20 protein-coding genes are annotated in these 23,702 nt (G+C 43.7%); 17 read left to right on the top strand and 3 right to left on the bottom strand.

What is annotated here, in order from left to right:
• Window positions 1-17: 17 nt before the first annotated feature.
• On the bottom strand, window positions 18-2,957 hold the full coding sequence (gene fdhF / locus ACJ9PY_RS25125; protein WP_411739234.1) for a formate dehydrogenase subunit alpha: 2,940 nt from the start codon (window positions 2,955-2,957) through the stop codon (window positions 18-20).
• A gap of 333 nt (window positions 2,958-3,290) precedes the next feature.
• Between fdhF and ACJ9PY_RS25120 the strand changes: the two genes are divergently transcribed.
• From ACJ9PY_RS25120 to ACJ9PY_RS25040, 17 genes are all read left to right on the top strand, one after another.
• The gene (locus ACJ9PY_RS25120) at window positions 3,291-3,653 is read left to right on the top strand and encodes a DUF2294 domain-containing protein (RefSeq protein ID WP_411739233.1); all 363 of its coding nucleotides are present in this window, start codon (window positions 3,291-3,293) and stop codon (window positions 3,651-3,653) included.
• A 54-nt stretch (window positions 3,654-3,707) separates the two neighbouring features.
• Complete coding sequence (fdhD, locus tag ACJ9PY_RS25115; RefSeq protein ID WP_095679215.1) at window positions 3,708-4,505, top strand: formate dehydrogenase accessory sulfurtransferase FdhD; 798 nt, start codon at window positions 3,708-3,710, stop codon at window positions 4,503-4,505.
• Between the two features lie 146 nt (window positions 4,506-4,651).
• On the top strand, window positions 4,652-5,524 hold the full coding sequence (locus tag ACJ9PY_RS25110; protein WP_411739232.1) for a LysR family transcriptional regulator: 873 nt from the start codon (window positions 4,652-4,654) through the stop codon (window positions 5,522-5,524).
• A gap of 154 nt (window positions 5,525-5,678) precedes the next feature.
• A complete protein-coding gene (locus tag ACJ9PY_RS25105) occupies window positions 5,679-6,605 on the top strand; it encodes an AEC family transporter (RefSeq protein ID WP_034310023.1) in 927 nt (308 codons plus the stop codon).
• Window positions 6,606-6,764: 159 nt separating this feature from the next.
• Entirely contained in the window at window positions 6,765-7,787 is a 1,023-nt protein-coding gene (locus tag ACJ9PY_RS25100; protein ID WP_063574717.1) for a tripartite tricarboxylate transporter substrate binding protein, read from the top strand.
• A 57-nt stretch (window positions 7,788-7,844) separates the two neighbouring features.
• The gene (locus ACJ9PY_RS25095; protein ID WP_411739231.1) at window positions 7,845-8,300 is read left to right on the top strand and encodes a tripartite tricarboxylate transporter TctB family protein; all 456 of its coding nucleotides are present in this window, start codon (window positions 7,845-7,847) and stop codon (window positions 8,298-8,300) included.
• A gap of 18 nt (window positions 8,301-8,318) precedes the next feature.
• Complete coding sequence (locus ACJ9PY_RS25090; protein WP_411739230.1) at window positions 8,319-9,845, top strand: tripartite tricarboxylate transporter permease; 1,527 nt, start codon at window positions 8,319-8,321, stop codon at window positions 9,843-9,845.
• 79 nt (window positions 9,846-9,924) lie between these two features.
• A complete protein-coding gene (locus ACJ9PY_RS25085; RefSeq protein WP_411739229.1) occupies window positions 9,925-11,517 on the top strand; it encodes an ATP-binding protein in 1,593 nt (530 codons plus the stop codon).
• Complete coding sequence (locus ACJ9PY_RS25080; RefSeq protein WP_411739228.1) at window positions 11,514-12,221, top strand: response regulator; 708 nt, start codon at window positions 11,514-11,516, stop codon at window positions 12,219-12,221. Before ACJ9PY_RS25085 ends, ACJ9PY_RS25080 begins: the two co-directional genes overlap by 4 nt.
• A gap of 282 nt (window positions 12,222-12,503) precedes the next feature.
• Window positions 12,504-13,556, top strand: a complete 1,053-nt coding sequence (locus tag ACJ9PY_RS25075) for a fatty acid desaturase (RefSeq protein ID WP_411739227.1) — start codon at window positions 12,504-12,506, stop codon at window positions 13,554-13,556.
• A gap of 94 nt (window positions 13,557-13,650) precedes the next feature.
• Window positions 13,651-14,772 (top strand): sensor histidine kinase, encoded by a 1,122-nt coding sequence (locus tag ACJ9PY_RS25070; RefSeq protein WP_411739226.1) that lies wholly within the window; start codon window positions 13,651-13,653, stop codon window positions 14,770-14,772.
• Between the two features lie 12 nt (window positions 14,773-14,784).
• Window positions 14,785-15,393 (top strand): response regulator transcription factor, encoded by a 609-nt coding sequence (locus ACJ9PY_RS25065; protein ID WP_053536795.1) that lies wholly within the window; start codon window positions 14,785-14,787, stop codon window positions 15,391-15,393.
• 102 nt (window positions 15,394-15,495) lie between these two features.
• Complete coding sequence (msrA, locus tag ACJ9PY_RS25060) at window positions 15,496-16,017, top strand: peptide-methionine (S)-S-oxide reductase MsrA (RefSeq protein WP_411739225.1); 522 nt, start codon at window positions 15,496-15,498, stop codon at window positions 16,015-16,017.
• A 159-nt stretch (window positions 16,018-16,176) separates the two neighbouring features.
• Window positions 16,177-16,872, top strand: a complete 696-nt coding sequence (locus ACJ9PY_RS25055; RefSeq protein WP_034311632.1) for a response regulator transcription factor — start codon at window positions 16,177-16,179, stop codon at window positions 16,870-16,872.
• Window positions 16,869-18,224, top strand: a complete 1,356-nt coding sequence (locus tag ACJ9PY_RS25050; RefSeq protein ID WP_230134705.1) for a sensor histidine kinase — start codon at window positions 16,869-16,871, stop codon at window positions 18,222-18,224. Before ACJ9PY_RS25055 ends, ACJ9PY_RS25050 begins: the two co-directional genes overlap by 4 nt.
• A gap of 64 nt (window positions 18,225-18,288) precedes the next feature.
• On the top strand, window positions 18,289-18,837 hold the full coding sequence (locus ACJ9PY_RS25045; protein ID WP_411739224.1) for a PepSY domain-containing protein: 549 nt from the start codon (window positions 18,289-18,291) through the stop codon (window positions 18,835-18,837).
• A 249-nt stretch (window positions 18,838-19,086) separates the two neighbouring features.
• Entirely contained in the window at window positions 19,087-19,569 is a 483-nt protein-coding gene (locus ACJ9PY_RS25040) for a tetratricopeptide repeat protein (protein ID WP_187050245.1), read from the top strand.
• A 226-nt stretch (window positions 19,570-19,795) separates the two neighbouring features.
• On the opposite strand, the gene shc is transcribed toward ACJ9PY_RS25040, so the two are convergent.
• Together shc and ACJ9PY_RS25030 are read right to left on the bottom strand one after the other, a co-directional pair.
• Complete coding sequence (shc, locus tag ACJ9PY_RS25035) at window positions 19,796-21,691, bottom strand: squalene--hopene cyclase (RefSeq protein WP_411739223.1); 1,896 nt, start codon at window positions 21,689-21,691, stop codon at window positions 19,796-19,798.
• A 163-nt stretch (window positions 21,692-21,854) separates the two neighbouring features.
• Window positions 21,855-23,504 (bottom strand): M14 family metallopeptidase, encoded by a 1,650-nt coding sequence (locus ACJ9PY_RS25030; RefSeq protein WP_411739222.1) that lies wholly within the window; start codon window positions 23,502-23,504, stop codon window positions 21,855-21,857.
• Window positions 23,505-23,702: the final 198 nt, after the last annotated feature.

The raw sequence follows: 23,702 nt of genomic DNA, 5'->3' as shown, positions 1-23,702 counted from the left end.
ATCTTCACCCTCCTTGTTTAATTATCTGTTAAGTGAACATACCCTGGACGGGCCCACTTACGTTCAACCTCGACACCATTTTGAGGATGACGTTTTTTGTTCCGTGGATTGGTACCCGGTAATGGAATGTCTCCGCTTGCGCTTAATACTTCCATGCGGACCATCGTCTGTTTGTAAGCAGGCGTGCTTGTGCGTCGATCATAGATGGGACCGGTCAGGAAGTTAATGGCAGAGTCTTTATCGACGGAGTTCATCGGTAAAAATAGCTCATTATTTTTAACACGGTCTGTGATCAATGCTTTTAACTTAACGGCCCCGAATGGAGACACCAAGCGAACGAGTCCGCCATCACTGACTTTACGTTCTTTGGCAAGTTCTGGTGAAACCTCGACGAAAATATCAGGTACTTTCGATTGGATTCCATTGGACTTGTTCGTCATATTGCCTTCATGGAAATGCTCCAGCATGCGTCCATTATTGATATGAAGGTCATATTCTTCCGGGAATTTATGAGGTTCCACCCAGTCAGCCAGTGCAAAGCGCGCTTTTTTATCAGGGAAGTTGAAGCCATCTACATAAAGAAGGGGCGTGCTTGATCCATCATGGCTCCCCCAGAGGAAGCTATTCCATCCTTCCAGCACTTCGTAATTCGCTTGGCTGAATATCGGTGACAGGCTTGCCATTTCGTCATAGATTTCACTAGGGTGAGAGTAATTCCAATTCGCACCTAAGCGGTTGGCGATTTCTTGGGTGATTTCCCAATCCGCCTTAGAATCTCCCATAGTGGGAAGGGCTTTATATAATCGCTGTACACGGCGCTCCGTATTGGTGAACGTTCCGTCTTTTTCAAGAGATGGAGCTCCGGGCAATACCACGTCGGCATATTGGGCTGTCCTTGAAAGGAAAATATCCTGGACAACAAAGAAGTCCAATCCGGATAACACTTTATCGACATGGTTTGCATCCGCGTCAACAAGTGCCATATCTTCACCTACAAGATACATCGCCTTCATGTCGCCTTTTTCTATCGCTTTAAGCATTTCAATATTGTTCAAGCCTGGTTGGCCAGCGATTTTCACTCCATAAGCTTTTTCGAATTTAGCACGTGCCACGTCATCGGTAACATGCTGATATCCCGGAAGCCATGTTGGAAGGGTACCCATATCGCAAGCGCCCTGTACATTGTTGTGGCCGCGAAGCGGATAGGCTCCCGCTCCTGGACGACGGTAGTTACCCGTAGCCAATAGCAGGTTGGAAATTGCCGCCGAAGTATCGGAGGCACCGGTGTTTTGTGTTACGCCCATACCCCAAAGAATGCATGTACCGTCTGCATCGCGAATGGCCTCAGCTATTTGGATCAATGTTTCTTTAGAAATACCTGTATGTGTTTCTGCATATTCCAGGGTATATTTCTCAAGTACTTCTTTATAATCGTCGAAGAAGTTAACATTTTTATTGATGAATTCTTGATCATGCCAGCCTTGATCGATCATATATTTTGTAACCGCCATCAACCAGACTTGATCCGTTCCTTGTTTTGGGCTGATATGGATGTCGGAACGTTCGGCCATTTCGTTTTTGCGGATGTCAGCTACAATCAGCTTTTGTCCGTGAAGCTTGTGTGCCCGTTTAACGCGTGTCGCCAGTACGGGATGTCCTTCTGCCGGGTTAGCCCCAACGATGATGACAAGTCCTGCTGCGGCGATATCCTTGATCGTACCAGCATCTCCGCCCATGCCGACTGTACGGAACAGTCCGTCTGTTGCCGGGGATTGACAGTAACGCGAGCAGTTGTCGACGTTATTCGTTTCGAACATTTGCCGTGCAAGTTTTTGAATGACATAGTTTTCTTCGTTCGTGATCTTGGATGAGGAAATGAAGCCTACTGAATTTCCGCCGTATTGCCGTTTGATCGAACCCAGTCTGGACGCAACCAAATCAAGTGCTTCATCCCAGCTTGATTCAACGAATCTTCCGTTTTTCCGAATCAGGGGCTTTGTCAAACGTTCTTCCGAATTTACGAAGTCCCAACCGAATTTCCCTTTGACACATGTGGATATCGCATTGACGGGTGCTTCATGAGTAGGTTGGACTTTAAGGATTTTACGGCCTTTTGTCCAGACTTCGAATGTGCATCCTACCCCACAGAACGTACAGACCGTTTTTGTTTTCTTCGTCCGTGTCTCTCGCATTGCCGCTTCAATCTCCGAAATGGCAAAAATCCCGCTGTATCCAGGTTCCACTTCTTTGACAAGGTCGATCATCGGTTCCAGCATATCGTTTTTCAAGCCTGACATGAAACCAGCTTCGCCAAGCATCGATTTTTCCATTAATGCATTACATGGACAAATCGTTACACACTGTCCGCAGCCTACACAAGATGAGTTATTGATTTCCGTTCCTTCATCCCATATTACCCGAGGGCGTTCTGCTTCCCAGTCGATGGACAGCGTCTCGTTGACCTGAAGGTTTTGGCACACTTCAACACATTGCCCGCATGCGATGCATTGATTGGCATCATAGCGGTAAAATGGATGGGACATATCGACGGCACCCAATTCCACTTTCGGTGTATAAGGATATTTTTGGTGTTCAATTTCCATTAATTCTGCTGTGTTATGTAGTTTGCAATTTCCGTTATTATTATCACATACAGTACAGTATAAAGAATGGTTTTCCAGTATCCGGTCCATGGCCTCGGTTTGGGCTTCTTTTGCCTTGCTTGAGTCCAAGGCTATATCCATGCCGCTCACTGCTTTTGTCGAACATGACCGGACGAGTTTCCCATTAACTTCGACGATGCATGTGTCGCATGTTTGGATCGGATCCACCTCAGGAACATAACAAATCTGTGGATGGGCCATCTCATTTTGGTTGATGACCTCCAGTATTGTCGCACCTTCATTAGCGGTATAAGCCTTCCCGTTGATTGTGATGGTGATGTTTGAATCGATCATTATATTTCCCCCTTTTATAGCCAAAAGACGCAAAAAAACCACCATGATTACACCTCCGTCTCTGAACGGAAATGTAGGTCATGGTGGAATAGTTTAATAGCAAAGCTTGCCAATATACCAATCCATACCATAATGGATAATTTTAAAAAAGATAGGACACAACAGTACACTATCATGCTCCCAACTTTCATCATTGATATTATACCTTTTATCATGAAAAGAAACAATCCTGGAAAGAGGGTATCATTCCCAAATTCCTTTCGTTTTTCTTCGCGTTGATTTATGATAAGAAAATTGAGAACTTAATTTTTCTTGAAATGGAGTGACGCAACGGTGTCAAAAGTTATCCATGAATTCAATGATATGATTCGTAAGCTGCGCAAGGAACTATTCGGTAAAGGACCAGAACGCATACACACGGTTTTCGTGGAAAATATGGCCGTTTCTACGTTATATGGAAATTTGACTCCTACGGAAATGTTCATATCAAGATCGGAGGAAGGAAGGGATATGGTCCATTCTGCACGAACCAAAATGGTTCAGGATGTGTATTCGGAGAGTCCTCCCGAAGGAATGGAAGATCTGGTTGGAGCTAAACTGCTCCATTTGTTTTCAGACATCAAAATCAAGGAAAACATAGCGATTTCCGTATTCGTATTTGATAAGAATATAGCGGACAAACTCAACGGGCATTGACCATGTTCCTTACATTTGGTCAATTGGCTCCTGGATAGTAAAAGGAGTGGGAACATGAAAGCGATTGAAATCAAGAGGGACATCATCCGGATAACCAAAGGTAACATCGAGCGGACGGAAGATGCGATCGTAACGGAGCATCCCGTTACTGTCAAAATAAATGGCCAGGAATTCGTCACGATGGTTTGTACACCTGAATACATCGAGGATATGGTGATTGGTTATTTGGCTTCGGAAGGAATCATCAAAAAATATGATGAGATAAAAGAAGTCTGGGTTCAAGAAAAAGAAGGCTTTGTTCATGTGAAGACGGATAAAGTGAACCCCTACTTCCAGGACTTTCAAAATAAGCGGTATATTACATCATGCTGCGGAATGAGCAGACAAGGTTTCGTCTTTGTAAATGATGCATTGACTGCCAAGAAAATGGATGATGTTTCGGTGAAACTGACTCCTGATGACTGCTTCCGCTTGATGAAGGACTTACAAAATTCTGCTGTCACTTTCCAGAATACGGGCGGAGTCCACAATGCTGCTTTATGTGATGCCAATGGCCTCGTATTAAGCAGGATGGACATCGGACGGCATAACGCCTTGGATAAAATATACGGCCATTGCTTGAAAAATGGCATTTCGATGGAAGGGAAGGCTATCGTGTTCAGCGGCCGGATTTCATCGGAAATTCTTTTGAAAGTGGCGAAAATCGGCTGTGAACTGATACTCTCGAAATCCGCTCCAACTGAATTGGCTTTGGAGTTGGCTGAAGGATTGGGAATCACGACGGTCGGGTTCATTCGCAATGATTCACTGAATATCTACACATGTCCTGAAAGAATTCTATTGAATGACTGAGCATCCTTCGCTGGAAGGATGCTTATCTGAAAGTCCTGCCGGTTTGGCCTGGGCTTTTTTGTATTTGTAAAAGGATATATCCAACAGGCCTTTTATGGTACAGTTTTTATAAAACATTCAAGGGAATTCGTATCGGGGGAAGGGTTATGAACGAAAGGGATTGGCATATTTTAAAGGTGTTGCATGAACACAGGAATATTACTAAAACGGCGCAAAGTTTATATATCTCGCAACCTTCTTTAACGAAACGGATTCAACAAATAGAGAAGGAATTCAATCTGAAGATTGTGGAGCGGGGAACTAGGGGAGTGCAATTCACCCCTCAAGGTGAATATTTGGCCATCTGTGCAGATGAGATGCTGATCAGGCTCCGGCGGATAAAGGAGACAGCATTCAATATGGGTCAGGAGATCAGTGGAACATTACGGCTGGGTGTTTCCAACTATATTACGCTGCATAAGCTGCCTGGCCTGCTGAAAATATTTCGTGAGCGATTTCCTAAAGTGGATTTCCATGTGACAACCGGCTGGAGTAAAGAAGTGCTGAACCTCATTTATAAGGAAGAAGTGCATGTCGGGATTGTTCGGGGGGACTATCAATGGTCGGGATCGAGGCATCATCTTTTTGAGGAAACGATTTGCATTGCTTCCAAGGAAGAAATCGAAGTCCGGAACCTGCCTTTCCTGCCGAGGATCGATTATGGGACAGATGCCCTTTTGAAAACAATGATCGATAATTGGTGGAGAGACAATTTTTCCGGACCTCCTTTGGTGGGGATGGAAGTGGACAAAGGGGATACATGCAAGGAAATGGTCAGGAATGGCCTGGGATATGGCATCCTCCCCAGTGTTTTATTGGAGAATGACCAAAACCTCCGTCAAATGGACCTTAAGGATAAGCAAGGTAATCCCCTTATCAGGAATACATGGATGTTATATCATGAAAAGTCGCTGGAATTAAAACTGGTCAAAGAGTTTGTCGAATTTGTCAAAGGCGTCGATTTCATGAGGGATATTTAACTGAAGCGCAGAAACCTCTGTGCTTTTTTTATCATTCCTTTTTTGAATGGATAACGATAATTTATTGGTATTTTAATTATGGCCATCCCGGCATTATGATAGATGGGAGATGTAAATCATCAGGAATTTGCCTAAGGAATGGAGAGGAAGTCAAGTGAGTGTCCTGTTTCTGATTGTATTGAATGTGATTGTACCGGTTTTTTTCCTTATAGGGGCGGGGGCCATTCTGCATCGTAAATTCAAGTTGGATATGAATACGCTGTCTAAATTGAATCACTTCCTGCTCATGCCCGCCATTAGCTTTGTCAATATCTATCAAAGCAAATTGGGCGGGGGGATGATCGTCCAGATATTCAGCTTCCTTGCTCTTCAAGCAGTAAGCCTCATCATCGTGAGTACAGTGGTAGCGAAACTAGCCAGGTTTGATCAAAGTCTTTCGGCCACGTTTAAAAATAGTGTAGTCCTGAATAACTCGGCCAATTTCGGGTTACCTGTCAGTCAGATGGTTTTTAATGGAAACCCCCTTGGCCTGTCGATCCAAGTCATCGTGATCATTTTTCAAAACCTGTTGACCTATACCTATGGATTGATGAATTCTGTTTCCGTCCATACAAAAAGTGCAAAGGGTGCCATTCGTGAGTTCTTGAAGAACCCCGTCATTTATGCTTTATTGCTTGGTTTAATATTACATTCCGTTTCTTTTGAAATCCCTCTGTTCTTATGGACCCCGATTGATAATATCGCGAGTGCCTTCATAGCCATTGCATTGATTACATTAGGTGCACAGAGTGCCTATTTGAAAATAACGCATTTCCCGCTTCCGCTTATCCTTAGCTTGGCGGGGCGTTTAATACTCTCACCATCCATCGCCTTCCTGATCATTCTCATGCTGGGCTTGGAAGGGACTGTCGCCCAAGGGTTGTTTATCGCAAGCTCATTTCCCACATCCAGAAACAGCGCATTATTCGCTTTGGAATATGACAACCATCCGGAGTATGCGGCACAGGCGGTTTTGATGTCGACTTTATTCAGCAGCATAACGGTAACGATGGTCGTGTATCTATCAAAAATACTATTCTAGCAGGGCTGCTCTTTGTGGGCGGGCCTTTTTCCCATGTCTCCCGATAAAACTTTATGAACAATATGAAGGTTTTGGAATTTATGCATTTTAGTTGGGCAATCATTGAAAGCGAAGATATTTTTGTAGAATTAAGAAAACGCTTTCAAAAGGGGGATTACTATGTTTTCTCGTAAAAAGATTTCAGCGGTACTATTGGCAGGTTCGTTAGCTTTAAGTTTAGGTGCATGCAGCAGTTCGGGGACATCAGGAGAAAAGAAAGAAGATACAGGTTATCCGAAAAAAGCGATAACGGTAGTTGCTCCTTCGGGTGCAGGCGGGGGATGGGATTTAACGGCCCGTTCATTTACAAAGGTCTTGGGTGAGACGAAATTGGTGAACCAGCCATTGACCGTCGAAAACAAACCCGGCGGCGGGGGCGCTGTCTTCATGGCGGACTATGCAACACAGCAAGCGGATAATAATGACATGCTGTTCGTTAATTCACCGCCTGTCATCATCAATAACCTTAAAAAAGAAGGCAACAGTCCTTATGGATATAAAAATACGACTCCTTTGGCGCAGCTGACAAAGGATTATGGGGCGATAGTGGTAAAGGCGGATTCTGAATTCAAGGATTTGAAATCAGTGCTGGAAGCGGTGAAGAAAGATCCGCGTAAGCTGACCTTTGCAGGGGGATCGGCACCGGGATCCATGGATCATTTGATTTCCATTCTTCCAGCCTATGAATATGGCTTGAATCCAACCGAACTTAAATACGTTTCTTACGACGGTGGCGGGGAAGCGATTACGGCATTGCTTGGCGGAAATGCGGATGTGATCGGAACGGATGCATCCAGTGTCAGGGAATTTTTAAAAGCAGGAAAGATTAGAGTGTTGGCCGTAACCTCGAATGAACGTTTAGGTGGGGACCTTAAAGACATACCGACGGCAAAGGAACAAGGGGTCGATGCTGAATTCACGATTTGGAGAGGCGTTTTTGGACCTCAGAATATGTCTGGTGAAGCAAAAACCTTTTGGGACGGAACCATTGAGAAGCTAGTTGAAACTTCTGAATGGAAAAAGGAAGTGGAAGTGCAGGGATGGGAACAAGAATATAAAAATAGTGAAGAATTCAGCAAGTTTTTAGTAGAACAGGAGAAACAGGTGCAGCAATTATTGGAAGCTTTAGGCATGGAAAAATAATCGGGAAGAAGGGGGTGCTTTCACCTTCTTCTTATTTTCTGAAATGGGGGGATTGTGATGGATGTTAAATTTGATCGCTTAGCTTCTGCAGCCTTTCTGGCTGTTGGAGTGCTGTTTATGATAGGAAGCAGGAAACTGGCCAGTTCTTCTTATGGAAGTTCGGTAGGACCGGACATTTTCCCTTTTGTATTGGGGCTCGTTCTTTCTCTTTTAAGTATTCGCCTGTTCTATGAGGCATTTCGGGGCACGGGGCAGGAATCACGTAAGGAAAAGCTGCAATATAAGCCTTTTATCATCATTCTGCTCTCCACCTTGATTTATATTTTGACGTTGGAAACGATAGGATATGTCATTACGACCTTTCTGTTTTTGTTTGTTTGCTTTCAAACGATGGAACGGAATAAGTGGGTGACATCGCTCATCATTTCCGCAGGTTTTTCCGGAATCATCTATTATTTATTCGTGAATGTGTTAAAGGGAACACTGCCGGGTTGGCCAATCTGGTTTTCATAAAAGGAAGGGGGATGTGAAGTGGGCACTTTTGATTATTTAATGCACGGATTTGAAACGGCACTAACTTGGTATAACATACTATTTGCATTTGTCGGAGTATTGATCGGTACGGCGGTCGGCGTTTTGCCGGGGATCGGGCCGATGAGCGGTGTGGCTCTTTTAATTCCGGTAACCGCTTCGATTACAGGTGGACTTCCTCCAGAGCAAGCGGCAACAAGCGCCATCATTTTACTTGCAGGTGTTTATTATGGAGCGATGTATGGAGGATCGACAACTTCAATCCTATTGAATACACCTGGCGAATCTTCTTCTGTCGTCACCACATTGGATGGCTATCAAATGGCCAAGAAGGGAAGAGCCGGGAGTGCTTTATCCATTTCGGCGATCGGTTCCTTCGTAGGAGGGATCGTCACCCTTATCGCCATGATTGCCTTGGCTCAGCCATTATCGACGATTGCCATTAAATTCGGTCCTGCGGAGTATTTTTCACTCATGCTTCTAGGGTTGGCGGCAGTCAGCGGCCTTGCGGGAAAATCCGTAACCAAGGCACTGATCATGACGGTTAGCGGTTTGTTGATCGGGACGATAGGCATTGATAATGTATCCGGGATCGCCCGTTTTACATTCGACTTTCCTTGGCTGTATCAAGGGATCGAATTCCTGACAATCGCTGTTGGTCTATTCGCCCTTGGGGAAGTATTCAAGACAATCTTGGAAAAGGACGAGGATGATGGGGAAATTGCAAAGATCAATAATTTGCTTCCTTCCAAAGAAGAATTCAAGGAATCTGCGGGGCCGATTGCGAGGGGATCGCTCTTAGGTTTCTTTGTAGGAATCCTGCCGGGGGCAGGGGCCACTCTTGCTTCCTTCTTCTCATACCTTATGGAAAAACGGATTTCAAAAAAACCTGGGAGATTCGGTACAGGGGCAATCGCTGGTGTGGCTGGCCCTGAAACGGCCAATAATGCGGCTTCCGGCGGAGCGATGATACCATTATTGACGCTGGGAATTCCGGGTTCCGGTACAACGGCGATTTTAATGGGTGCGCTCATGATGTACAATGTTCAGCCGGGTCCATTATTATTCGAGGACCATCCCCAGGTGGCTTGGGGACTTATCGCCAGTATGTTCATAGGAAATCTGATGCTCCTCATCCTTAATCTCCCGCTCGTTAAGGTTTTTGCGAAAATCATTGAAACGCCAAAGAAATATTTGATTCCGATCATTATCGCAATTTCCATTTTTGGTGTTTATGCGGTACAAGTATCGACTTATGATTTATTGCTATTACTAGGGTGCGGGGTCTTGGGATACTTCTTAAGTAAAAATGATTATCCAATCGCCCCGTTGGTATTAGGCCTGGTTTTAGGGCCGATGATAGAAAACAATATGCGCAGGGCACTGACGATATCCGATGGGGATTACAGTTTGTTTTTCACTCGGCCGCTTTCGCTGACCTTCCTGATCGTAACGGCATTATGGCTGCTCATTCCGGTTTTACTTAAGAAGAGAGGGAAGGATGTTGTCATCAATATTGAAGGTTAATTGATATTTTCTGAATGTTGCGAAATAACCCCTTTTTTAAAGGGGTTATTTTTTATATGATGTAAGTAGAGGTGATTGAATGCGTTTACACACCAAGTTGATGCTGGGCATCTGTACGTTAATCATCTTAATGGGTGGAATCTTTGAAGTTATTTTCATAAATATCCTGGAAAATAACCTGAAGCAGGAGACAGGGGAAAAAGCATTGTCGGTTGCCCAGACCGTTTCTTTGCTGCCTGAAATTAAACAAGCTTTTCGAACGGATCATCCTTCTGTAATCATCCAGCCCATCGCGGAAAGGGTTCGCAGGCAGATTGATGCGGAATTCATAGTAATAGGCGATGAGAATGAAACACGCCTGTCCCATCCAAATCCCGACATGATCGGGAAGAAAATGGTTGGGGGAGATAACGCCGAGGTTTGGGATGGGAAATCCATCATCACGGAGTCCACTGGCACATTGGGACCTTCCATAAGGGGGAAATCCCCGATAATCGCCAATGAAAAGGTCATTGGTGTCGTCTCCGTTGGCTACCTGCAGGATGATATTGAAAAAGAAGTGTCCAGAATACAAAGAAAGATCGTCTTGATCATCTCTTTTATATTAATCGGCGGTTTATTGGTGGCCTTTTTCATTTCATTCAATATAAAAAAGGCGATATTGGGTCTGGAGCCGAAAGAGATCGCCTGGATGTTTCAAGAGAAGCATGCCATTTTGGAATCCATTCATGAAGGCATCATTGCCATTGATGTTCATGGGAAAATCACCATCGTCAATGAAACGGCGCATAAAATCCTTCATATCCCTAAAGACGTCATGCTTCGCGGAAGAAAAATCGAAGAAGTCATAACGCATACACATTTGCTTGATGTAGTCAGCACGGCACGGGCCGAATATGACCAGGAATTCATGATTGACGGTGAAGTTTTTTTGGCAAGCCGGATTCCCATTTTGAATGGACAGGGGGAAATCATCGGTGCCGTTGCAAGTTTGAGAAATAAATCGGAGCTATCCAATCTCCTGCAAGAACTGTCACATGTAAAGGCGTATGCAGAAGGACTGAGGGCCCAGACACATGAATATTCCAATCGGCTTTATACACTGCTGGGCTTGATTCAACTCGGTTCATATAAAGAAGCAATGGATTTCATATCGAAGGAAGTCGATGTGACCCAGGGCTTCCTTCACTTTCTGATGAAGGAAGTGCCCGATCCGATCATTGCGGGGTTCATCTTAGGGAAGGTAAGTTTAGCCAGCGAGCTGAAAATTGATTTCACCATCGATAGAGAAAGCAGTTTTAAAGATATTCCGTCCGAAATAGATCGGGATTTATTAGTGACGATCATCGGCAATCTCATCAATAATGCCTTCGAAGCTGTACGGGAAAACGAAAGGAAGGAAAAAAGGGTATCGTTGTTCGTCACGGACTTGGGTAAAGAGTTAATCATAGAGGTTGAAGATAATGGAAAAGGGATGGGTTCGGAGGTTACCGATCTGATTTTCCGGAACGGTTTTACGACGAAAAGCCATCAAACCAATTCAGGTATAGGTTTGAGCCTTGTTCAGGAAGCGATAGATGGATTAGGGGGGTATATCACTTTTTCGACGAAAGAAGGGGAATATACGATATTTACTGTAGCACTGCCAAAAAACAGAGGGGTGATTTCATGATGGCCAATCGCGATATAGAAGTTTTAATCGTAGAAGATGACCTGCGGATTGCCGAGATACAAAAGCTATTCATCGAAAAGCTTGAGGGGTTTCAAACGATCGGGATCGCCTCAAGCTATGACGAGGCTAAAAGCTTCATTGAAATCATGCAGCCGGATCTATTGCTGCTCGATATGTATTTTCCGGATATGAATGGGCTTGATATCCTGAAAGAAATCAAGCAGCAAAGCAAACAAATGGATGTCATCATGATAACGGCGGCTAAAGAAATCGAAAAAGTCCAGGAAGCCATCAAGATCGGCATATTTGATTATATAATCAAGCCTGTCGCATTTGAACGTTTCAAGCAGTCCTTATGCCGGTATCAAGAGTATTACATTAAACTGTCTGAATTGGAAAAGGGCAATTTTCCCGTAACGCAGCAACAGGTGGACAAGCTTTTGCGAAAGGAAATGAAAGAAAAAGGGAGGGAACAAACTTCATTGCCAAAAGGAATCGATCGGATGACTTTGGAGAAGGTGATGGTTGTGTTGGGGAAATCCTCACCGGGGTTAACTGCGGAAATAGTGGCGAAGGAAATCGGGGTGAGCAGGACAACGGCAAGGCGGTATCTGGAGCACTTGATGTCAGAGGAAAAAATTGATGCCGATTTAACATATGGCACGGTAGGACGACCTGAACGGGTTTATGCTATCAAGATATAATGGGTTCGCCAAAGGCGGATCTTTTTTTATTTGATCGAATAATGCAGGAGATTTCTTGGTATAGAATTGATGGGGAATTTACGTTTTTTTGCAGTTTATAAATGATGAATGAGGAAAAAATACGTGTGAAAAGTTTTGATGCAGACATGTATATGACAAGTGTCATGGCAGGGAATTGACGTTTATGACTATAGAAAATCGGTTATTATTACTATACTTAAAGCAGAGATACCGACGAATTAATATATTCAAACACTCCATATATTTTAAGAGGAGGAAAACATGAGTAACCATAATCAAAAACAATTGAGAAAAGATATTGCCCCTTTTGAAAATTCCAATACTAAATCAAGCGTGAAACAGCTTATAAATACGTTTCCGCCATTTTTCCTGTTATGGTTTTTAGCTTATCAAAGCTTAACCATATCATACTGGCTGACCCTTGCATTGGCCGTTCTTGCTTCAGGATTCGTAGTCAGGATTTTCATCATTTTCCATGATTGCTGTCATCAGTCGTTTTTCAAAAGCAGGAAAGCGAATAACATCCTGGGTACGATCAGTGGAATCGTCACATTATTTCCGTATGAGCAATGGAAGCATAGTCATTCCATACATCATGCAACAAGCAGTAATTTAAACAAACGCGGTACAGGGGATATTTGGATCATGACCGTTGATGAATATATCGCCGCTTCATTCTGGGGGCGTCTTGCTTACCGTTTATATAGAAATCCGATCGTCATGTTTGGATTGGGTCCATTTTATCTATTTCTTGTATCGAACCGTCTGAATAAAAAGGGCGCTAAAAGGAAAGAACGGATGAATACGTATTTGACAAATGCTGCAATCGTGGCAATTTATGGTCTTTTATGCTTGGCTATCGGATGGCAGGCATTCCTGATGATTCAGGTACCGATGCTTTTTGTAACGGGATCGCTGGGCATCTGGCTGTTTTATGTACAGCATCAGTTCGAAGATTCTTATTTCGAAGAGGAATCTGAATGGGATTACGTGAAGGCTGCCATTGATGGAAGTTCTTATTATAAACTCCCAAAGGTTTTGCAATGGGTAACCGGTAATATCGGTTTCCACCACGTGCATCATCTTAGTCCAAGAGTGCCAAACTATAACTTGGAAAAAGTCCATGATTCCACCCTGCCATTGCAGCAGGCAACGACAATCACCCTTAGTTCAAGTTTAAAATCGCTTCGCTTCCGCCTTTATGATGGAGAAAACAAGACGTTTGTCAGTTTTAAAGAGATTAAGGAACGTCTAAATGAAACAAAATCTAAGGTGGAAATCAATAATAAACGTCCAAGTCTTCAAGAAAAATAAATAGTTCATCAAAAAACCATTCGATTCCCATTGGATGGTTTTTTGATGAAACTCCTTAGTATATACTAGGATAAAAAGAAATAGAGGCGGCGCCATGCAAAGTTGGTATCATATCTTTCCGAAAAACACAGGGCTGAGCCCTTATGTCTGGATCATTTTTTGTATCCTTCCTTTTTATTTCATCTTCAAATCCTCTTCGATGTTGGAGATAGTCTTTGGAATCGTCATGATCATTTTGTTTTTCATATCATATGGTCTCTCATTCGTTTCGAAGGGATGGCCCGTATACGTATGGACGGCGATACAAATAATCATTTCCATATCGATGACCATATTTTTCAGCTACATTTACTTTTCACTCTTTTTGGCATTCTTTATTGGGAATGTTCAAAATAAGGTTGGCTTTTTCGTATTATATTCAATCCAGCTATTGGCTACCATCGTGTCTGTCAATATTGGCTTCATCATGAAAGACCCTACCTTCTTTTCGCAATTTCCCTTTATGCTCATTTGTGTGGTAGGCGTGATCCTTCTCCCTTTCAACACGTATAATCGGAACAAACGGGGTATGCTGGAAGAACAATTGGAGGACGCCCATAAACGGATATCAGAGCTTGGGAAAATGGAAGAACGTCAGCGGATTGCCCGTGACTTACATGATACACTTGGACAAAAGCTGTCTTTGATTGGCTTGAAAAGTGACCTTGCAGGGAAATTGATCGATTTGAATCCGGAGACGGCCAAGAAGGAAATCAAGGATATTCGTCAAACGGCGAGGACGGCACTCAAGGAAGTACGTGAAATGGTGTCGGAAATGCGTGGGGCGAAGCTAAGCGATGAAATCATCCGGGTCAAGCAAATATTGAAAGCGGCAGAGATAGAATTCAATTTGGAAGGCAACACGGAATTGCGAGATACCCCATTGCTTGTTGAAACGGTTTTGAGCATGTGCTTGAAGGAAGCTGTGACCAATATCGTCAAGCATAGCGGTGCGGACTGCTGTCATATCGTCATCGAAGAATTACAAACAGGGGTGACGATCACAGTACAGGATAATGGAGTGGGACTTTCACATCGATCAGAGTATATTAAAGGAAATGGACTTCAAGGAATGAAAGAAAGGCTCGAATTCGTTAATGGCAGCCTGGATATTCAATCAACAGATGGAACGACACTGTATATAAGGGTTCCGAATGCTATAAAAAATAATGGATAGGTGGGATTAAACTTGATTCGAATCGTAATTGCCGAAGATCAGCGGATGCTGCTTGGCGCTTTAGGTTCCATCCTTGATTTGGAAAGTGACATGGAAGTTGTCGGAAAAGCGAGCAATGGGGAAGAAGCAATGAATCTCGTCAATCAATTAAAGCCGGATATCTGCATAACCGATATTGAAATGCCAGTTAAAACCGGGCTTGATGTAGCGGAGGAGATCAAGGATCAGGGCCACCAATGCAAAGTCATCATTTTGACCACCTTTGCACGTCCTGGGTATTTTGAAAGAGCAAGAAAGGCCGAGGTAGGCGGATATCTTCTCAAGGATAGCCCTAGTGAGGAACTGGCGAACTCGATCCGTGTCATCATGGATGGGCGGCGCATTTATGCTCCTGAGCTGGTGGATATGGCTTTCGAAGAAGAAAACCCTTTGACTGAACGAGAGAGCCAAGTGCTCAAATTGATCGCAGATGGTAAGACCACAAAGGAAATCGCAAGCCAGCTTTATCTGACCAATGGAACGGTCCGTAATTACATATCGGTCATCCTTGATAAATTGGATGTGAGCAACCGCGTTGAAGCGATTGTAAAATTCAAGGAAAAGGGCTGGTCAAAAGATTGATCAAAGGTAAATCCCTGGCTGCTTTGCAAATCAAAAAAGCAAAGTGTCAGGATTGAATTATGGTATATTAATTTCTATTACATAAGGAAAGGGGTGACCATTATGCAAAAAGCTACATTTGCTGGAGGCTGTTTCTGGTGCATGGTGACACCATTTGAAGAACAACCGGGAATTGGGGGAATCGTATCCGGTTATACGGGAGGACATGTTGAAAACCCGACTTACGAGGAAGTGAAGACGGGAAGTACGGGGCATTATGAAGTCGTGGAAATCACTTTCGATCCTCAGTTATTTCCTTATGAAAGATTGCTGGAACTATATTGGCAGCAAATCGATCCAACCGACGATGGCGGTCAATTCCATGACAGAGGAAGCCAGTATCGGACGGCCATCTTCTATCATGATGAAGCCCAAGAAAAACTGGCCCTTGAAGCGAAAGAAAAGGTAGCGGCCAGCGGGAAATTCCAGAAACCAATCGTAACGGAAATCCTTCCGGCCCAAACCTTTTACCCTGCCGAAGAGTACCATCAGGGCTATCATAAAAAAAACAAAGATGATTATAAAGCGGACCGTGCGAAATCGGGACGCGATGAATTCATTGGCCAGCATTGGAACGGTGAATGAAATGGATCGGGTGTGTTTTCACATCCGGTTCTTTTTATTGTCTTTTTAAAGGTACAAAAATTAAATTCATCAATTCAGCGGATTTTTATTGCGGAGGGGTCAATTTCTCATGATATTTTCATATTTCTTCAGTACACTAAGGGGTAGGTGGTGATGATCATGAATAAGAGAATTTTAATAATAGAAGATGAAGAAAAAATAGCAAGGGTCCTTCAGCTGGAACTTAATCATGAGGGTTATCAAACAGAATCGGCATTTACGGGAAAGGCAGGTCTGGAAAGGGCGGAAGCCGAAGAGTGGGATTTAATCTTATTGGATGTGATGCTGCCCGAGTTGAATGGCATAGAGGTACTTAGGCGTTACCGGAAAAAGAATGGGTCGACACCGGTCATCCTTTTGACCGCAAGGGATGCTGTGCCAGACAAGGTGAATGGCCTGGATCATGGCGCGAATGATTATGTAACGAAGCCGTTTGAAATTGAAGAGCTGCTGGCACGGATCCGTGCTTGTTTTCGTACCAATGTAAGGGAGAGCCTATCAGAAGGCGAAGTGGATGAACTGAAGATCCACGATCTGAAGCTGAACCTTGGGACTAGGGACATTCACAGGCAAGGCAATAGGATTGAGCTGACATCACGCGAGTTCGATTTGCTGGTTTATCTTTTGCAAAATAAAAATCAAGTACTTTCAAGGGAGCAAATCCTGACACATGTATGGGGATATGACTTCGCAGGGGATACGAATGTGGTTGATGTGTATATCCGTTATTTGCGCAAAAAGATAGATTATCCCTTTGAGCTGCAGCTCATCCATACTTACCGCGGGGTAGGTTACAGCCTGAAGGAGCCAGTATGAAGATTCGGACGAAAATCCAATCGTATTCCAGTCTTTTTTTAAGCGTCATGCTCATATTGTTGAGTATCATCGTTTTAATCGCCTTCCTTTGGATATCGTTAGAGAGGGAACGGGATCTGCTTGAAGATCAAGCTTCATTAATCGAAGAAAATATCCTGACGAAAGATTTGATTTCCGGTGATTCCGATTTAATGGAGCCGTATATCCCGGACGATGGAATGGTGCGGATATTCGACACGGATGGAAGGCTGGTTAAATCATTTACGGATGAAGAGGACCTCAAGGGGCTTGCGGTTAAATCCATTAACGAGAAAGGATATGATTTTGCCAAAGCTGACGGTGAATATGTATTGACCTACCGTTATCCTTATCCTGATGAGGGGAAGAGACTGGGGATGATCGAGGTCACACAGCCGCAGGATACCCTCCTTGATAATTTATCGACGCTTGCCCTCGTTTTGGGCGGTGCATCCCTTTTTGTCATTCTGTTATCGATTCTTGCCGGTAAGTGGCTGGCCAACCTGATCCTCAAACCGATATCGGTCATGAGCGGAACGATGAAGGATATTGAGAAAAGCGGGGAATTCAAACGAATACCGCTATCGGATCAATCGAAGGACGAGTTGCAGGTGATGGGAGCGGCATTCAACAGGATGATGGAAAGACTGGAGCGGAATTATAACCAACAGCAGCAATTCCTTTCAGATGCTTCGCATGAATTGAAAACCCCGATTACGGTCATCGAAAGCTACTCCTCTCTATTGAAACGCTGGGGAATGAAGGATCAGGCGATTCAGGAAGAGGCAGTGGAGGCAATCCATCATGAAGCCGTCCGGATGAAAAAACTGACGGAACATCTTCTGCAGTCAGCTTCCCAGACGGAACCTTCAGAAGATGTGGAAGGGAAAATAGAACTCATTTCGTTTTGTGAAGGGATTGCCCAAACATTCAGAAGGACGGGAAATCGTGAAATAACGATAGAGTCAGAGTTTAAGGAAATCTATGCAATGACCATTTCCAGTAAGCTTGAACAGGTGATAGTCATCCTATTGGACAATGCAATGAAATATAGTGAATCAGGCATACAGATCATGATAAAACGGCAGGATAATGAAATTGTCATCGGTGTGAAAGATCACGGCGGAGGGATATCACCAGAACATCTCCCACATGTATTTGACCGTTTTTATCGCGTTGATTCATCAAGGGCAAGGAAAACGGGAGGCAATGGGCTCGGGCTATCCATCGCCCGGACGCTTGTCGAGTCATTCGACGGTAAATTGGAGATTCAAAGCGAGGTGGGGGAGGGAACGTTGGTGACTCTTACTCTTTCTCATCAAATTCTAATCTAACGCTCATGTTCATTTCATGAAGGGTGCTTATTATAAAGGTAACAACTTAAAGGAGGAATCATTCATGAAAAAACAGTGGAGTACGATTAAAGAAGGTATCATTCAAAGGAAAAAGGTAATCATGACAGTGTCCATAGCGTCCGTATTGCTTTTCGGTGGTGCTGCTGGAACGGCGGTATATGCAGTCAATAAGGGGAACCTTTCCGAGGATGAGGCTATCAAAATGATTTCAGAAAAACTAGGCGGGGAAGTTACTCAATTTGAAAAGGATTGGGACCAGCCGATGACCTATGAAATGACCGTAAAAACGAAAGAAGGCTATCAAGACGTTGACGTTGATGCTGAAAAAGGAGAGATTCTTTCTCAGGAGATGGAAGACGGTGACGATGAGGATATGAGCACTCAACAAGCCGTGGAAACTGCAAAAGTCAGCAGTGATCAAGCTGAAAAGATTGCCTTGAAAGCGGTGGATGGTCAAGTAACGGATATGGAGCTGGATTCAGAGAATGGCACCCTTGTGTACGAGCTGGAAATAAAACAAGGACTAAAGGAATATGATATAGTCGTGGATGCCACCACGGGAAAAGTATTGAAAAACCAATTGGATGATTAATCATATGTCATGTCGACAGTAATCCATGATATATGGAGATTGAAATGTATGAAAGGATTTGCCGGGAGGCAGATCCTTTTTTTATTTGCCAAGACAGTCGGGGAAGTGAAGCTTCCAAATCCTTAACAACATATTAGTTCCTGGCTGCAGCATTGTTGGGAGATGGGCTGTTTATACATATAAGAAGGAATTGAGAAGAAGAATCGCGAATAGGGGCATTAAGGAATCATATACAATGGAGGAATGACAATGGGAAATTTGGAGAGGGCCCTGTTCTTAAGGGAAAAGAAGGAATTCGAAAAATCCAATCGTATATTGATGGATATGGCAAAGCAAAATCCCGGTGATGCAGTCATACAGTATCAGTGTGCCTGGAGTTTGGATATTCTCGGACTTGAGGTAAAGGCGGTGCCCTATTATGAAGCGGCACTCGAATTAGGTTTGCCGGAGGAGGATGCAAAAGGGGCCTACCTCGGGTTGGGGAGCACATATCGCACCATAGGGGAATATGAAAAATCAAGACGGACATTGGAATCCGGACTGGCGAAGTTTCCTGGGGATAAGGCTTTATTGGTATTCAGGGCCATGGCATTTTATAATTTGGGCCAACATGATCTTGCGATGGAATCTCTTTTGAAGATCATTGCCGAAACCTCGAGGGATCAAGAAATACAATCTTATGCTAAGGCGATAGAATTTTATAGTGATAAACTGGATAAAGTTTTCACATAAAATCGTGGTCATCCCCAAACTATCCACAAACCTGTATAAAACCAGTCATTTTTACATAGCCGAAATGAATGAATCAACAAATTTGATGGGGAAATTCTTGCTTTTGCCACTTTTACGGATAAATGAATGTGGATAACCTCGGATTGTGGATAACTTTCCGGTGTTATTCACTACTTTTCCACAGGTAATCCACATATTCACCTTTAATATGAAAAAACACTGGCGATTAAGTCTCCAGGAATTTTTTATTGTAATGACTTAAGGCTAAAAGGGGATAAATATAGCGATAGCTATGATAATGGATATACAAAAAATCCGCCATTCCCTGACCTGCAGGATAATCATTGGTCCAGCTTTCTTGTTGACCTGCACGGATGAGGTAGGCAATGCCTTTTTCAATCTCGGCTGTCGGCTTTTCTGATGCCGATATCAACGCATCCACAGCCCAGGCTGTATGTGTCAGTGTGCTTGTTCCGAGGGGGATATATCGTTGCTTGATATCACTGTAACAAGATTCACCCCAGCCGCCATCTTCATTTTGAATTTTCTTCAACCAAGTTAAGGCTTTTTGGATGGATGGATGTCCAGTGGCTTGCCCTGCTGCCTTCATGCCGGTCAGTGCAGACCATGTGCCATATAGATAGCAGATGCCCCAGCGCCCGTACCAGGAGCCATCACGCTTCTGGTCTTCCAATAGCCAATCCACCGCTCTTTTACTGACTTCTTCCGGCTTTTTCATATTTGTATAGTTCCCCAGGAATTCCAGCGTCCTTCCTGTCAGATCAGCGGTGGAAGGGTCAGTCAGGAGATATTTCGAACCCTCTATGGGAAGAAGCTGCAGCCATTTATGGTCGTTATTCCGTTCGAAGGCTGGAAATCCACCATCATCATTTTGCATGGAAATCGTGAAGGCGACACCGCGCTGCCAGCTGTCCCGATTATCCGGTTTCGCTTGCAATTGCTTAGCCAGCGCCCGCAATGAGGCGGTCGTATCATCGACATCCGGATTCATGGTATTCAAATCCGAGAACCCCCAGCCGCCAGGAATTGCATCAGGATTATGGATCAGCCAATCTCCATACATATAATGCTGGCGTGACAGTAAGTACTGATTGGCTGCCTTGACCGTTTTGTCTTTGAAAGGCATTCCCGCTTCTTGAAGGGCGTAGCTTATTAAGGAGGTATTCCAAACATGGGGCGTCGTGAACTGGATATGTGTGTGTCCCTCAATGGAGCAGGCCATCCCCTTCAGACCGGCAATGGCCTTTAGAATCACTGGATCTCTTTTCGAATATCCAATTGAAAGGAGGGCAAAGATCATGAAAAAGGTAGAGCCGAAATAATTGTACAGTGTCCCGTCTGGTTCCAGCCTATCAAGCATGAACCTTTTCGTTGAATCCAAGGCCAAGGAATGCAAATAATCCGGATAACCAATCAAGGTTTTGACGCCTGTTTGAAGTTTGGAGAAGAAGGAACGATATTCTTCGGTACGGTATTCTTCCCACACTTGCTCTTCGGAACTGTCCTCCCTTGTTTGGAACAAATCTTTTAAACTTGGAGTGTCCGGGGTCGTGATCTGAAACTTTTTATGGCCCAGCAATAGCAAGGGAATCATATTGACCCGCCCATATACGGAAAGGTCATAAATGCTGACGAAAAAGGTCGGAGGCAGTAAGACCACTTCGAGTGGAATGGGGAATAGGCGCGGCCATTGATATTGTCCGGTGACAGTAAGCATCATTTTCGTTAACATTTTGGCCTGTTTGATGCCGCCCTTGGAAAGAATGAATTGTTTGGCTTTCCTCATATGTGGTTGATTCTTATTGCGGAGTCCGCTAAAAAGAAGGCCATAGTAAGCCTCGATCGTAACCGTAACATTGCCGTCCTTCTCATCTTGGAATAGTTTCCATGACCCGTTTTCCGTTTGCTTGCTTTCGATTCTTTTTACTAAAGCCTCTATAAGAGGAGTATCTTCCATATCTAGAATTTTCAATAATATGATCATATAGGCATCTGCTGTTATCCCGGTGTCAAAGGGATAATTCCACGAACCATCAGCGGATTGGTCTTGTTTCAAGCGATGAACAAGGCGATTGATTTCCGATTGTACATGTTGGTTCAATGATTTTCCTCCTCTAAAAACACATTTCCGTTTATATGTATATTCAAAACTTGTCGTTGCATTCAAGAAATCAGGTCAGGCGCATCGTCCCACAAGAATAAAGGAGGGGGGAACTAAAAACGCTTTGGCAATGAAAGCCAAAGCGTCATTTGGATCCTATGCATCATTTAACTGGTAAGGAAGATGATCGCATATAGCGGTAAATCGGCAGTTCTTTTCCTTTGGCAGCCGGGATGAAATTAAATGTCACGTAGCTGTCTATGCCTTCAGGTTCGAGGGCAAGGGAGATGAAGTTGGCATCAGGCTGAGCCATGTCTAAAACATAGCTTCCTTTTGGGAAATCCCGAGTTTTTGAAGTGACGTTGGTCGTGACTTCCCTTGTGGAATGTCCGCTTTCCAGTTCAGCGGAAACTATTAAATCATTGACCCTATAGCTTTCAACAGCTACCTTCATGGGTTTTTTTAATCTTTTCACTTCTACTCCCAATAGCTGAAGTTTCTTGGCGATATTTTTATATTCGGGCGGAAGGATATAGGCTGTCGGACGATCTCTGACAAGGGTAGGGTAGGCATCGGTTGAATCCAGCCAATCGATGGAGGCATCGACCATTTTCGCTTTCGCTAAATCAACTACCGTCAATTTTTGATCCTTAACCAATTTATTTTCGCTGGTGATGACGATTTTATCGTTATCATTTGCTCTTCGCCCTTTTTGCACGATTTCAGTTTCTGCCTGTTTAACGGCCTTTTTAACTTTACTTGCCTGTTCGGCTGTCGTTTTGATGAAGGCTGCCTGTGCTGTAGCTTGTGCAAAAACACGTCGATTAAAATCGGTACGGCCGATATTGATTCCCCTTGTTTCGATTAAATAGGTCATTGTATTTTTCAAACCGAGGGCGTTTCGGCCAATTCGGGCTTCGGTGCTTCCTTCTGTGGCGGTAAGGACCCCATCATCAGAAGTGGCCAGTGTATAGTAATCGTGATAGGAAAGCTTTTCTTTTTCCAATGTTTTAAAAACATTGGGTAAAAGCAGTTGATCGGAAGCTTTTCGAAGCTGTTCGGGAATATTTAAATTCTTGGCTGAGGAGATGAGTAAATCATAGGAAGCGATCGATCCATTTGCTCCCACCTTTTTCAGGGGGGCGGGGTTCACTGTATATTCATGTACATCCAGAATGACTTCCGGTTCATAATCATCGATTGATTGATGAATCGTCTGTACTTCAGGATATTCCACTTTTAAGTAGTCCCTATTCGCATCCATGTCATTTGCGGTAAATCGTTTGAAATAATAAGAGCCATCGGGATTGACCCGTGGAACGATGGCAACATTGACTTTATCGAGGACATCACCAAGCTTGCCTTCAGCCAGCCATTGTGCAAGGACTAATGTTGATTCACCCGATGCGGGTTCATTGCCATGGATCTGACCTTGAATCCAAATCAATGGTTTATGGGAACCCTTAATCGGTCTTTTTGAATCCTTGCTGAAAAGAAGCATCGGGATGTCGCGTCCTTCTGTGGATTTACCTATCGTCTTGACCTGGATGTTTTTGTTTTTATGGGCGAGGGACTTGATATGATCAAACATTTCTTCCTGGCTCGTAAAGGCAATCTTGTTTTGTTTAAAGGCAGGGGTCTTGAAAGAAACATTAGGGTCAGGGAAAAGGTGGGAGAGGTTATCTGGTTGAATGTAGCTTGGACCATTTCCATAATAAGGGGTGAATTCTTCGGCTTCGGCTAAGGGGCCAGGCAATCCAGTGACGAGACCTAGTGTTACGACTGATACAATAGTAGGAATGATTTTTTTCATGGACGTCCTCCTGTCTATCTTTTTCCATAAATTATCATATATTAAACTATTTATACAGTGAAAACGTATGAAATAGTGAAAAACAGGAAGTAACGACTAGATTAATGATTCCATGGTAAAATTCGCAATCCTTTTAATAGATGTTCATCACCTGTATTCTATATAATTACAGGTGGAAAGTCATAATGATACAGATTA

It is taken from the genome of Peribacillus sp. S4 (assembly GCF_046715815.1).
Lineage (GTDB): Bacteria > Bacillota > Bacilli > Bacillales > DSM-1321 > Peribacillus > Peribacillus frigoritolerans.
Note: the sequence above shows the minus strand (reverse complement) of the source record. Positions and strands in the feature narration are given on the sequence as shown.